The sequence below is a fragment of the Cyclonatronum proteinivorum genome (assembly GCF_003353065.1).
In the GTDB taxonomy this organism is placed as follows: Bacteria; Bacteroidota; Rhodothermia; order Balneolales; family Cyclonatronaceae; genus Cyclonatronum; species Cyclonatronum proteinivorum.
The window spans coordinates 149,296-163,144 of sequence record NZ_CP027806.1 but is presented as its reverse complement, the minus strand read 5'-3'; the positions used below and the strand labels follow the sequence as shown (position 1 = coordinate 163,144).

The window sequence follows — 13,849 nt, the reverse complement described above, 5'->3', positions numbered from 1 at the left end:
GGATTTAAAATTGTGGGGCTAATATACAAAATGCAGGCATCACCTGCCGGTGTCTAATATGCTGAGTGTACAGCGCGCGCACCAACGCTGCCCGCTGCCATCCGTGAAAAAAAGCAGGTGACCCTCTTCCCCCATTTCAAGCTGAAATTTTTTCCGGAGCCCGGCTACATTAACTGGAAAATCACGCCGGTACACGTGTACACGCTTCAGGTTTTCCCGGCGAAGCTTCTTTTTGAGCTGCTTGGGATGGAAGGGGAGGCACCATTCAAGCACAAAACTTCGGCCCGGGAAAGTTTTCGGTGAAAAACCGGGATTACTTTTGCGTGCCCATAGCAGGCTCCAGTCACCGCTGAGGCTGCTCAGGCTGAGGTGTCCGGCTACGGCAGCCGTAACTTCGGCTTTCACAACAGCGGGGTCAGGCAGCAACAGGAAATCTCCGGGCAGGAGCGCATCCCCCGAAACCTGCGGAGGCTGCGTCGTTACGGGCGATTGTTCCGCGCGGTGAAGCACGTTGCCCGCATCATCAATCAGCACGGCCGAAATTGTGGCGGAGCGCTCAGGTCCTGTGTCGCGTTCGTTGCGCCAGCCAGCAAGAATTTCCTTGACTTCGCCCCGGTGCGAGACTACCTCGATAAACTGAATTTCAGGCAGCTCGCGAATCAGCTGTTTGAGGTCGTAGAGCGGGGAAAGTTTGAGGAGCACGTGCTGCGCTTTTTCGCGAAGCAGTGGCAGTAGTTCAGGGATATTAGGCTCACAGTCGGCAAGCCGGAATACGCGCGCATCGCCGTCCCGACGTGAGGGGTCGGCGTACATCAGGTCGGCTTTGCCCCGAAAGCGCTGCAGAAAGTCCGCCGTAGTTTCCGCGTAGTGCCGGATGTTTGCCGCGCCTGAAATGTGGTGATTGTGCCGCGCAAGCGCGCTGATTACCGGCACGGCCTCAACATGGTGCACCTGCCCGAAGGATACCGCAAAGGCCAGACTGTCAATACCAAGCCCGCCGGTGAGGTCCGCGCAAAGCTCACCCGAAAACAACCCTGCCTTGTACCGCGCTGCCGCTGCTCCGCTGCACTGTTCCAGCGAAAGTCGACGGTAGAGCCAGCCTTTTTGGTGAAAGCCTGCCAGTTTCTTCTCCGCCCGCCGGTAGCAGAAAAGCTGCTCGGCGATGTCTGGCGTGACTTCACCCCACTGCCCGCGACCACGAATCGCAAACTCCGCGGGATCCGGCAGCGGACGGGCTTCGAGTACTTCCACCCACTCGGGGCGGCCCATCAGCGGGTGTTGTGGTAAAGCGTCCGGCATTTACTCAGGCATTAAGAAGGAGATGAAATTATCGCGGTCGATGAAGCTGACCTCTGCATCATAAGTATTCAGAAAGGCGCGGGGTTTCTTTTTTTTGGCTTTGGGATTCCATTTAAACTCGAAAGCGCGAAGCTGCCCCGCGCGCATCTCCACATAGTCAACTTCGGCCTGTGCCACCGAGCGCCAAAAGTACATGCCCGCACGAATCCGGTGATTGCCGAGCAGCTTCATGCGCTCTGCAATCAAAAAATTCTCCCACAAGGCACCGGTGTCAGTGCGCAGACTCAGCGGATTAAAATTGCCGATGACCGCGTTCCGGATGCCTGTATCGTAAAAATAAATCTTTTTGGAGCGGCTGATTTCATTCCGGGCATTGGTGCTGTAAGCCGGAAGCCGGAACACCACGAAGGCTTTCTCAAGCAGCTCGATGTAGTTCGAGACCGTGTTTTTATCCACGCCGACCAGCTGCGACAGCTCGTTGTAGGACACCTCGCTGCCGGTTTGCAGCGCCAGTGCCTGCACCAGCTTTGACAGCACGTCCGGCTTGCGGATGCCCTGAAAACTCAGCAAATCTTTGTACAGGAAGCTATCAACCAGCTCGTACAGCAGCTCATCTTCCTCGCCCGGCGACGTGATCACCTCGGGATACATCCCGTACAAAATCCGGCTTTCAAGCTGCGCTTTGGCCTGCAGATAGCCCTGATGCGCACTCAGCTCCTCCCAGCTGATCGGGTAGAGCGTGTAGTCGCGCTTCCGCCCTGCCAGTGATTCCTTAAATTCACTCGCAAGGTCAAGCGCCGAGGAGCCGCTGACCAAAAGCTTTACCTGCTTAAAATTGTCGGCAACCAGCTTCAGCGTGAGCCCGATATTTTTCACCCGCTGCGCTTCATCCACAAAAACCAGTTTTGCCTCCCCGATGATGTTGCGCAGCTCGGTCAGATTCACATCCTGAAGCTGCGTGCGCACAATCGGCTCGTCGCAGTTCAGGTGCAGCCGGTTGGACTCCTGTTCCGACAGCGACTGCAAAAGCGTCGTCTTGCCCGTTTGCCGTGCCCCAAGCACAACTACGGCCTTCCCCCCGAACAGGGTTTTTGCGATACGCTCAGTAAGGACACGTTTAATCACAGCGCTTTGGTTAAAAGAGAATTGGCGGTATGCTAAGTAATTTTCACCAAATCAGTAGGTATTCAGTGACTTTATTCACCAAATCAATAGTTTTTTGGTGATTGTACTCACCAAATATATCGTTTTTGGGGGAAGATATGAAGAGAAGTGAGAAGGGTTTAACCGAAAATTGGAGCCCGGGCAGGTTTTGCAACCGAACGTGAGCCCGGTTTTTATGTGAACTCGCTCAGTATTCGGAATCAGCGTTGTTGGCATTTCTTACACTTTGTTTTTTTGGGGGAACTCCGAGAGCGTCACGGTCTTTCGTGCTTGTGCTGCCATCCCAAAACGATCACATGTCTCCTTGCTTTTTGGTTTAAAGCGCTCTTAACCGGAAAGACTGACCGGGCCAAGTTCGGCCCAATTCCTAAGGCCAAGCTTAAGGATTTACTCCCCGATCAACTTCTGATGATAGCGGCCTTCGTAAGCATAATGCACCAATAAAGTACAGATTCAGTGATTGTATTCACCAAATCAATACATAATTAGAGAATTAACTCACCATAAATATGCTTTTTTGGTGAATAGGAAAAGCGGCTCATAAAAAAAGCCGGTTCTTCGGAAAGAACCGGCTTCTGAAACGGATTAGCGAATCGCGCAAAATCAGCTGAGGATCAGCTTGGCAATGGTTTGGAGTTGCATGTTGGAGGTGCCTTCGTAAATCTTGCCGATTTTGGAATCACGGAAGAATTTTTCGACAGGGTATTCCTTCACGAAACCATAGCCGCCAAACACTTCAACCGAGAGGGAGGAAACGCGCTCGGCAACTTCAGAGGCATAGTACTTACACATTGCGGCTTCTTTCAGGAACGGCTGACCCGCCATCTTGAGCCGTGCGGCATTGTACACGAGGAGACGTGCCATTTCAATTTCGGTCGCCATTTTGGCAAGCTGAAACTGCAGCCCCTGAAACTCGCTGATGGCCTTGCCGAATTGCTTGCGCTCTTTAGAGTAGGCAACGGCTGCGTTGAACGCGCCCTGCGCGATACCAATCATCTGCGCGCCAATACCGATGCGGCCTTCGTTCAGGGTTTCGATCGCGATCTTATATCCTTTGCCCAGCTCGCCGATGACGTTTTCGGCAGGTACGCGGCAGTCTTCCAGAATCAGTTCTGTGGTAGAGCTCGCGCGGATACCGAGTTTGTCTTCTTTCTTGCCGACCGAGAAGCCTTCGAAGCCGCGCTCAACCACAAAGCCGGTGATACCGCGGTAGCCCGCTTCCGGGTTGATGTTGGCAAACACCAGGAAAATATCGGCTTCATTGCCGTTGGTAATCCACAGCTTGTTGCCGTTGAGAATGTACTCGTCGCCTTTTTTCTCGGCTTTGGTTTTCAGGGAAAATGCGTCGCTGCCGGAGCCTGCTTCAGAAAGGGCGTAGGCCCCAACGGTATCAGTAGCAAGGCGCGGCAGGTACTTTTCTTTGAGGTGATCGCTGGCAAAGTTCAGGAAGGCATTGTTGACCAGGGTGTTTTGGACATCCATAAACACAGAAGTGGAAGCGTCAACTTTGGCGATTTCTTCAATGGCAAGAATCGACATGAAAAAAGTGCCGCCCCCGCCCTGATACTGCTCGGGAATTTCAATGCCCATAAGACCCATTTCAAAAAACTGTTTCACCAGTTCGGGATCGAGCTTGGCTTCTTCGTCCATTTTGTGTACCAGCGGAAGTACCGCGGATTGAGCAAACTCTGCCGCTGCTTCACGCAGCATTTGTTCGTCTTCGGTAAAGTGTGTGAGGGGTTTAAAACTAAGTTCGGCTGCTGTTTCCATTAGGGTTTAATTTTGATGATGTTATTGTTGCTTGAACGACCGTATTACAGCACGCGTAAAAATTCAATTTTTGAAATATACCGCTATTAAAAAGCTCAAAAAAGCCCTTCCAGTACACTTTTGCAACACTTAATCTGTTCCGTCTCATCGTGAAAGGAGCGCTGCATGAATCAGGCCGAATAGCTTTTGCGAAAGGTTTCGATAAGTGTCTGCCCTGCAAGCACCGGCGTAGTTTCACCGCTGCGGATGCGGGCTGTTTCGGTGTCCCAGCCGGTTTTTACATCCGGATGTTCCCAGAGCCGGGCAAGCAAAAGCTCTTCGGTGAGGCGGCGGGTCCAGTGTATAAGCTGACGATTTCGGTTTTGGATGAAGTGCCCGTCCGAGCCAAGTCGCGCGAGGTAGGTTTGCACATGCTCCCATGCTTCGGCGACGCCGTTTTTGTGGAGGGCGCTGCAAAGCTTCACTTCAGTGGTGTAGCCCGGATATTTGGGGCGCAGGAGGTGAAGCGCGTTGCTGTATTCCCGCTTTGCAGCTTCGGCACGGGCTTCAAAACCGGCGTCCGCTTTGTTGACCAGGATGAGGTCGGCCAGCTCCATGATGCCCCGCTTGATGCCCTGCAGGGAATCGCCGGCATTGGGCAGCATGAGCATGAGAAAAAAATCGACCATGGAGGCAACTTCATATTCGCTTTGCCCCACGCCAACTGTTTCGACGATGACCACATCGTAGCCTGCGGCCTCGCACAGGAGGATGCTTTCCCGGGTTTTCCGGCTCACGCCCCCAAGAGTGCCGCCGGTAGGGGAGGGACGAATGAAGACTTCTTCCAGGCGGCTGAGTTCGGTCATCCGGGTTTTGTCGCCAAGGATGCTGCCGCCGGTGTAGGGACTGCTCGGGTCAACAGCGAGCACGGCAACGCGCTTTTGTTGGGCGGCCACGTGCAGGCCGAGCGCTTCAATGAAGGTGCTTTTACCTACGCCCGGCACGCCGGTTATGCCGAGTCGTACGGACTTGCCGGTGTGCGGCATGAGCTGTTGCAGCATACGCTGTGCAAGTTCCATATCGGCAGCGCGGGTGCTTTCCACGAGCGTGATGCCGCGGGCAAGTGCACGCCGGTTGCCGTTTCGGATACCGCTGACCAGCGCTGCTTCGTCGAATATTTTCATCGCTATTACTACAAAAATCAGAGGAATCCCGCCATCAGCAAGAGGTTGCGGCTGATAATGGCAGGCAGTTTAAAGGGCTTTACAGGGGAAGGGATATTTATTTTCAGATCTCACTTTCCGATGCAGAAGCGCGAAAAGATAGAGTCGAGGAGGTCTTCGGTCGTGATTTCGCCGGTGATGGTGCCGAGTTCGTGAAGGGCCGCGCGGAGATCGATGGAAAGGAAGTCGCCGGTGAGGCCGCCTTCGAGGCCGCGCAGCGCCGAGTGCACGTGCCCGCGTGTTTTCTCGAGGGCGTCGCGGTGCCGGCTTGAGGTGACAAGCAGCCCGGACGTATCGATGTCGCGGCTTTCAAGCACGGCTTCTTTCATGAGGCGTTTGAGGGTATCGATGCCGGTGCCTTCGAGGCTCGATACTTCGATATCCGGTTTGGGGTGCTTGTCGGGCAGCTGCTTGAGCAGCTCCTTGCGGTCGGCCTTGGTGCCCACAATCAGCATCGGTTTTTCCGGCCACTGCTGCCGGATTTCGGTGATGACCTGCGCGTCCTGCGGGTCGGGCTGATGCAGGTCGGTAAGGTACAGCACGAGGTCGGCTTCGGAAACGGCTTTGCGGGACCGCCGCACGCCTTCGGCTTCGATTACATCTTCGGTGACGCGCAGCCCGGCGGTGTCGGTGAGGGTGAACAAGAGACCGTCGTAGTTCCAGTCAGCGTCGATCACGTCGCGGGTGGTGCCTGCAATTTCGGAAACGATGGCGCGCTCACGGCCCATGAGCGTGTTCAGGAGCGTGGATTTGCCCGCGTTCGGCGCACCCGCAAACACGGTGCGCACCCCGTGCTTCACGATCCGGCCCGTTTCATAGGTTTCCAATAACTGCTGTATGCTGTCGGTCAGGTCCGTGAAGAGCTTGCGAAGGTCGTCACGGCTGGCAAACTCCACATCTTCTTCGATGAAATCCAACTCCAGCTCGATCATGGCCGTGGCGTCGATAACCTGCTGCCGGAAGGCCTTCACGTACTCGCCCAGTTTTCCGTCAAGGTGCTGCCGCGAGCTTTCTGCGGCTTTTTTGCTGCGCGCATGAATGAGATCGGCAACGGCTTCGGCCTGCGACAGATCGAGCTTTCCGTTGAGGAACGCCCGCTGCGTAAACTCGCCGGGCTCAGCGGCTCTTGCGCCCACATGAAGCACGGCTTCGAGCACAAGCTGCGTGTTGATGACGCCGCCATGACACGAAATCTCGACGGTATCTTCGCCGGTGTAGGAGCGCGGGGAGCGGAACAGACTCACAAGCACATCATCAAGGCGCTTTCCGGCCCGCGTGATGAGGCCGTAGTGGATGGTGTGGCTTGGTTTGTCGGTGAGCGGTGCACCTGAAAAAATGCGTTCCACAAGGGTGATGCTATCGCGGCCCGACACCCGGATTACGGCAATGCCGCCTTCTCCGGTAGGCGTTGCAATCGCGGCAATAGGCTCGCGCTGCGTGATTTCGCCCGGGATGGGAGGCGTTTTTTGTTTAGAAATTTCCATACCCCAAAGTACCCAACAAGGCGGACATGGGCAACGGAAAAGGGACGGATGGCGGGCGAATCTGTCAGCTCTTGCGTTGATACGCATTGTCGCGATGAGAGAGGACGGGGTACCAAAATGAATACCACGGCTTTAGGCGAGTGCAGTTGTGTCGAACGCTAATTTTACATCGTTAGCGACCATTTGGGTAGTTGAAGGCTGGGTGTGAAGTACCACCGACGAAACAAAAAAAGCAACGCCTTCATCTTAGGTTTGGGAGCGCACAGTCTGCCGCCCAAACTCCTGATGTTCACGAAGTTTCCCCAAAAAAAACAAAGCCTGAACCTTCTCAGTAGCCGGGGCTTAAGGGGAAGGAGCGGGGTGTGCGGCTTAGTAGAGCATGCCGTATTATGGGTCAAATTGTTTAATCGGCTAAACAATTTGTTGAAGAAGTTGTTGAGTGGGATAAACAAATTGATAGGATTGTTTGACCAAGGGTTCGGCCGCAAAAGCGTGAATGGGATTTTTACACCAAAACCATCCTGCCCTGCCCGACCACATAGCTGCCATTTTCCACCTAAGTTTTACAAATGAACTGCGGGCTTGTGGCTATACATCAAACAGTCGCGATTTCTGTGAGAAATCAGCTGTTTGTTGTGCGCTAATCATTTACATTGGTTACCGCTTGTGAAAAGGGGCTGAACGATGTGCCACATGCGCTGGTTTTGGGGGAAGCTTCGCAGAAATGTTTTTTGCGGGTGAAAAGCCTACCTTACAGGTTCATGTTCCGGTATAATTTTTTGTATGAGTACTAAAGATAAAGATTTAAGCTTTGAAGAAGCGTTAATACAGCTTGAACAGGTCGTTGCGCAACTCGAAAAACCTGATCAGCCGCTTAAAGAATCTGTCAAACATTTTGAACAGGGGCTAAAGCTGTCGCGCTATTGCAATCAAATACTGGAACAGGCCGAATTACGGGTCGAACACGTAAAACAAAACGACACCTCTTCTCTATGAATCTTCCGGAAATTAAGCCTGGTCCGCTACTCGCGAATATCAACTCGCCTGCCGACCTCAGAAAACTGAGCCGTGAACAGCTCGATGATGTTTGTTTCGAACTCCGCGACTATATAATAGATATTGTTTCCGTGCATGGCGGACATTTCGGGGCGAGTTTGGGGGTTGTTGAACTGACGGTTGCTCTGCATTACGTGCTCGAAACACCACACGACCGCCTTGTTTGGGATGTCGGTCATCAGGCATACGGACACAAAATTCTCACAGGCCGCCGCGATAATTTCTACACCAACCGCAAATACAAAGGTCTCTCCGGCTTTCCGAAGCGCAGCGAAAGCGAATACGATACCTTTGGCGTAGGCCACAGCTCTACTTCCATTTCAGCGGCGCTCGGTATGGATGTAGCCGCCAAAATGAAAGGGGAGAAGCGCACTGTAATGGCCGTTATCGGCGATGGCGCCATGACCGGCGGAATGGCATTCGAAGCCCTCAATCACGCAGGCGACATTCCAAACGACATCACCGTTATCCTCAACGATAACAATATGTCGATTGATCCGAATGTAGGCGCCCTCAAAGAATATCTCGCCGAAATTACGACCTCTAAAACCTTCAACCGCTTCCGCGATGATGTGTACGACATGCTCGGTCACTTCCGCTCCGCGGGCGACAAAATGCGGAAAGTTGCTTCCAAGATGGAAGCCGCGCTGACTTCAGCCCTTACCCCCGGCGGACTGTTCCGGGCTCTCGGGTTCAAGTACTACGGCCCGGTTGATGGTCACAATGTGAAGGGGCTTGTACGCCACCTCGAAGACCTGAAAAATATTCCGGGTCCCAAATTGCTGCACGTCGTTACTGTTAAAGGAAAGGGCTTCGCGCCTGCGGAAAAGGATCAGGTGAAGTGGCATGCGCAGGGAAGTCCGTTTGACAAAATTACCGGTAAATCGCTTGCGGTAAAAAGCACCAAGCCCTCGGTTCCTAAGTATCAGGATATTTTCACTGACGCGGTGATCGAACTTGCCAAACAGGATGAGCGTGTCGTTGCCGTTACGCCAGCCATGCCCAGCGGTACAGGCCTCCTCAAAATGATGAAGGAAATGCCCGACCGTTGTTATGATGTCGGTATTGCAGAACAGCATGCGGTTACGTTTTCGGCAGGCCTCGCAACGGAAGGCAAAATCCCGTTTGCCGGTATTTACTCCACTTTTCTTCAGCGCGGCTATGATCAGGCGCTGCACGATGTAGCCCTGCAAAAACTGCCCGTCGTGTTTGCGATGGACCGCGCCGGACTCGTTGGCGCAGACGGTCCGACCCACCACGGACTCTACGATATCAGCTACTTGCGCTGCGTGCCAAATATGGTGCTTTGTGCTCCGATGAACGAACAGGAGCTGCGCGATATGCTCTACACCGCAACCTGTTACACCGATCGCTCCTTTGGAATCCGGTATCCGCGCGGGCAGTGTACGGGCGCGGGCTACCGGCCGGGCTTTGAGCAAATGCCCCTCGGTAAGGGCGAATGCGTACGCAAGGGCGAGCGCATAGCGGTGCTTTCTTACGGCACCATCGGTAATTACGTGATTGAAGCGGCTGAACAGCTCAGCGCCATGGGCATTGAAATAAGCCACTACAACATGCGCTTTGTGAAGCCGCTTGACACGGAACTCGTAAACGAAATCGCTGCCGGATATGAGCACATCATCACCATTGAAGACGCCGCCAAACAGGGCGGCTTCGGCAGCGCTGTTGCTGAGTACCTGTGCGAACTGCCGCAGCGTCCGCGCATGACGATTATGGGCGTACCCGATCGTCTTATCGAGCACGGTACCCAAAAAGAGCTGCACAAAGAGATCGGCCTCGACGCAGCGGGTATCATTGCAACGATCCAAAAAATTGTGACGGAGAGCGTACCAAGCTTATAGGCTAAGTCAGCCAGACGGTTCACTCCTCCCCATAAATAATAAACCCGGCTCCTCTGATATTCAGAGAGCCGGGTTTTTTATTTATGATCGCATAAGCTAAGCTTTTCGATGGAAGGCTTCATGCCCCCATCCGCTTTGCAGCAAGAATCAGCGACCGGAAGCGGCAGCTTCGTACATTTCAGCGACCTTATCCCAGTCGAGTACTTCCATGAAATTATCAACATACTCGCCGCGGCGGTTCTGATAGCGCAGGTAGTAGGCGTGCTCCCACACATCAACCATAACAAGCGGCTGCGTGACCCAAAGCGTGAGATCACTTTGGCGCTCCGCCTGATGAATCACAAGGTTGCCGCTGTTCGGCTCAAACGCCATAATCCCCCAGCCGCTGCCTTCTACGGCATTTGAAGCTGCCTTGAAATGACGCTTAAATCCGACATAGCTGCCAAATGAGCGGTTGATGGCATTGCGCAGCATGGTATCACGGGGCTCACCGCCGCCGTTCGGGCTCATGATTTCCCAGAACATCGCATGAAGAAAATGACCGCCGCCATGGAAAGCTGTTTCACGGCTCCAGTGCTTCACAATAGAAAAGTCGTCGTTTTCACGGGCTTCAGCAAGGCGGCTCAAGGCTGTATTAAGACCGTTCACATACGCCTGATGATGGCGGCTGTGGTGAAGCTCCATGGTTTGGGCATCGATGTGCGGTTCGAGCGCATCGTAGGCGTAATTCAGCTCGGGAAGCACGTATTCACCGTTGTGCCAGGTATCGGCAGCAACCTTAGCGGCAAAAGAATTCGCGGGAAGGCCAAGGCTCGCGGCACCCAATACGGCAGCGCCGGCGAATGATTTTTTCAGATATTCACGTCTGTTCATGGGAAATAGAATTGGTTAATAAAGGTAGGGGGTTGACAAAAAAGCGGGAGTGGAAAGCCGCATGCAGCTGAACCGTATGTCCCGCAGGGTTTTGATACGAAAGGGAAAAACGGTGCTAAACATTCCGTCCGCACCGGAATACCAGCGCAACGCGGCACGGAATACTGTTCTTGTATCGTTCACTCATAAATGATTACATTAGCCTGAATAAATCAAAAAACCGCTTTTTTTAATGGCTGAAGCTTTATCTAAACCCAGGATCGGACTCGCCTGCGCAGGCGGCGGCATTGAAGGTGCCGTATATGAAATCGGTGCCCTCTGCGCCCTTGAAGAAGCTATCGAAGGCATCGACTTCTCGAAAGCGCATGTTTATGTAGGTGTTAGTGCCGGTGCTATCATCACCGCAAGCCTTGCCAACGGCATTACGCCCCGGCAGATGAGCCGCGCCATTCTTTCGCATCAGCACAACGTGCACCCCATCACGCCTTCTACATTTTACAATCCCGCCTACCGCGAGTACCTGAGCCGGGTCGGGCACATTCCCTTCATGTTTGCCTCTATGATGTGGGACTACCTGCGGCGCCCCGGTGATATCTCCGTGGGCGGATCGCTTTCGCGCATCACTGAGCTGTTGCCGGTAGGCGTGTTTGATAACACGCCCATCCGCGACTACATGCGGAAAAATTTTGAGTACGAAGGCCGCACCGACGACTTCCGTGAGCTTCAAACCCGCCTCCGTATCGTGGCAACCGATCTCGATACAAGCCGCAGTGTCGTCTTTGGCAGTGAAGGCTACGATGACGTGCCCATCAGCCTTGCCGTACAGGCAAGTACGGCCCTGCCTGCCGTGTACACGCCGGTGCGGATTAAAAACCGCGACTACATCGATGGTGTCGCACAGCGTACGGTACATGCGAGCGTAGCCCTCAGCGAAGGGGCTGACCTCACCATCTGTATCAATCCCATTGTGCCTTACGAAGCCGCTGTGCCCGAACCGCTTAACGGAGCGCCGCCCATCGAACAGCTACTTGCAGAACGGGGGCTGCCCGCAGTGTTGTCACAGACCTTCCGAACCATGATTCACTCCCGCATGAACATCGGTATCAACCGCTACAAAAAAGAATACAGCGGTCAGGATCTGATTGTCGTTGAGCCCAAAACTACCGACTACCGCATGTTCTTTACCAACATCTTTAGTTTTTCTTCCCGGAAAGAAGTCTGCAACTACGCCTACCAAAGCACCCGCCTCCATCTGAAACAAAACGCAGACAGCATCTGCGAAATCCTGCGCCGGCACGGACTGCACCTGAATACCAAGGCGCTCGAAGACGACTACAAAACCCTCTACGATCCTGTCTATCATACGGAAAGCGAACGAACCGTCTCCAATCTGCACATTACCCTGCGCAAACTCGACGGTCTGTTACAGCACATGCAGCCTGCCTGAACCTGACCTCTGAAATCCCTGTCTGCCTCCTGCCGCTTTCCGCAAACAAGCGGGGGCTGAGTTGTGTGAAAATCAGTATTTTGCGCCAAACTATTTTTCACCAACCCACCCGGTCAGCTTTTCATGAACGGCAGCTTTACAAACATACCATCAGCCCTTATCGTCCTGATTGTATGCAGTACTATTCATCTCATTTTCCCCCCGGCTGATATTGCGGCACAGCAAAACGCAGCCTACACGTCCGGATTTCTGATCACGACCGAAGCCGATACGCTGCGCGGCGATGTTCGCCTTGCCGACGATTACGATCACTCATGGCGTGTGCAGTTCCGTGCTGAAGGCGCGTCCGGATTTCAGGTCTACCGTCCCGAATCGGTCTTTGCCTATGGCACAGATGGCGGATTTACGTGGTACGCCGTTCAGGGGAATTTCGAAGGTGAAGGGGTTCAGACGGTCTTTATGCGCGAAGACATAACGGCCAGCCTGACGCTCTACTCCACACAGCTGACCCGCGAACGAACCGACTTCTTTGTCCGCAGTGAAGATGGCCGGCTCATCTACCTCGAGCCCGGCTTCTACATCATGCTTCTTGAATCCCTGTTTGGGGATTGCGGCGTATCCCTGCGAAATCACGACCGCGCGGCACGCCGCTACCGCTACACCCGCTCGGGCATGGCGCGGGTGTTTGAAACCTACCTCAGCTGCCGCAACGAAACCGATACGGCAGTATGGCACAAAGAGCGCTACGAGCCGGAAACCCGGAATTTCAGGTGGGGCGTCATGGCGGGTTTCAACATGAGCAACAGCCGCATTACCGCCTACAGCACCAACCTGTACGCTGGCGTCGCCTTCGATTATGTGCCCGGTTTTTCCGCCGGCTTATTTGCGGAAATCCCGCTGCCCCCGCAAGGGCTCAGCTTCAGGCCGGAGCTCTTTTTCACAACCCGCGGCGGTGAAGCCGAAATCCCCTTCCCCCTTCCAAACCCGCCCGAACTGCCGCTAACCGACGACAAGCTCACCACCAGCTTTTCCTATGTCATGCTCAACCTTCCGCTCATGCGGGAAACAGAAATGTTCGGCCTGCGCCCCTTTGTGCAGGGCGGCGTCATGCTCGGCATGCTCGTAGGCCGCGATACCAAAGCCTCCCGATTTGTGCTCACCGATGAAGGCGAGCGGGAGCTCCGCGAAAACGGAATCATACAGTTCTACAAAGAGCTTTCTACCGGCGTAAACCTCGGAACCGGCCTGCGTGTACCGATCTCGGAACAACAGTCGCTCCTCATCGAAGCCCGCTACACCCGCATCTTCTCAAACCTCGATGACGGCGTTGAGGGCTTCCGAAACACCGCCCTCGAACTCATGCTCGGTTTCTCATTCTGATTCAAGGGTGCCCTGAAGCCCGCTTCCCGGCCATTTCTATGCCTTGTTTTTTTTTGGGGAAAACTCAGAGAACATCAGGAGTTTGGGCGGCAGACTGTGCGCTCCCAAACCTAAGATTAAAGCGTTGCTTTTTTGGAAGCGGAAGTGGCTCCTGCACAGAAACACAATCCGCAGCAAGCAAGCATTCCGGCTTACTGCAGGCAAACCGTCAACAGCCGCACGCCCCAAAAGAAAAGATCCTGAGCGGTGCTGTACTCACAGAAAGACTGACTGCCACACAAGCCCGACCAGCATGTTTGTGCTGAAGGTGTT

Annotated in this window: 10 protein-coding genes; 4 read left to right on the top strand and 6 right to left on the bottom strand. The window is 54.1% G+C overall.

What is annotated here, in order from left to right:
* Positions 1–39 precede the first annotated feature (39 nt).
* The 5 genes from CYPRO_RS00565 to mnmE all read right to left on the bottom strand — a co-directional run bounded on the left by CYPRO_RS00565 (position 40) and on the right by mnmE (position 6,919).
* Positions 40–1,299, bottom strand: coding sequence for a THUMP-like domain-containing protein (locus CYPRO_RS00565; protein ID WP_124245467.1), 1,260 nt, complete (start codon positions 1,297–1,299; stop codon positions 40–42).
* Positions 1,300–2,424: an ATP-binding protein gene (locus CYPRO_RS00560; RefSeq protein ID WP_114982643.1), complete on the bottom strand. Its 1,125-nt coding sequence runs from the start codon at positions 2,422–2,424 to the stop codon at positions 1,300–1,302.
* 642 nt (positions 2,425–3,066) lie between these two features.
* The gene (locus CYPRO_RS00555) at positions 3,067–4,233 is read right to left on the bottom strand and encodes an acyl-CoA dehydrogenase (protein WP_114982642.1); all 1,167 of its coding nucleotides are present in this window, start codon (positions 4,231–4,233) and stop codon (positions 3,067–3,069) included.
* Positions 4,234–4,403: 170 nt separating this feature from the next.
* A complete protein-coding gene (meaB, locus tag CYPRO_RS00550; protein WP_114982641.1) occupies positions 4,404–5,396 on the bottom strand; it encodes a methylmalonyl Co-A mutase-associated GTPase MeaB in 993 nt (330 codons plus the stop codon).
* Positions 5,397–5,506: 110 nt separating this feature from the next.
* A complete protein-coding gene (gene mnmE, locus CYPRO_RS00545; protein WP_114982640.1) occupies positions 5,507–6,919 on the bottom strand; it encodes a tRNA uridine-5-carboxymethylaminomethyl(34) synthesis GTPase MnmE in 1,413 nt (470 codons plus the stop codon).
* Positions 6,920–7,702: 783 nt separating this feature from the next.
* Here mnmE and xseB point away from each other — a divergent pair.
* Complete coding sequence (gene xseB / locus CYPRO_RS00540; protein ID WP_114982639.1) at positions 7,703–7,915, top strand: exodeoxyribonuclease VII small subunit; 213 nt, start codon at positions 7,703–7,705, stop codon at positions 7,913–7,915.
* Complete coding sequence (gene dxs / locus CYPRO_RS00535; RefSeq protein ID WP_114982638.1) at positions 7,912–9,837, top strand: 1-deoxy-D-xylulose-5-phosphate synthase; 1,926 nt, start codon at positions 7,912–7,914, stop codon at positions 9,835–9,837. The genes xseB and dxs overlap by 4 nt, the downstream gene beginning before the upstream one ends.
* Before the next feature lie 147 nt (positions 9,838–9,984).
* Here dxs and CYPRO_RS00530 read toward each other — a convergent pair whose 3' ends face one another.
* Positions 9,985–10,710: a superoxide dismutase gene (locus tag CYPRO_RS00530; RefSeq protein WP_114982637.1), complete on the bottom strand. Its 726-nt coding sequence runs from the start codon at positions 10,708–10,710 to the stop codon at positions 9,985–9,987.
* A 232-nt stretch (positions 10,711–10,942) separates the two neighbouring features.
* Here CYPRO_RS00530 and CYPRO_RS00525 point away from each other — a divergent pair, with 232 nt between their 5' ends.
* Both CYPRO_RS00525 and CYPRO_RS00520 read left to right on the top strand, forming a co-directional pair.
* Positions 10,943–12,157: a patatin-like phospholipase family protein gene (locus CYPRO_RS00525; protein ID WP_114982636.1), complete on the top strand. Its 1,215-nt coding sequence runs from the start codon at positions 10,943–10,945 to the stop codon at positions 12,155–12,157.
* Positions 12,158–12,280: 123 nt separating this feature from the next.
* Entirely contained in the window at positions 12,281–13,537 is a 1,257-nt protein-coding gene (locus tag CYPRO_RS00520) for a porin family protein (protein WP_114982635.1), read from the top strand.
* Positions 13,538–13,849: the final 312 nt, after the last annotated feature.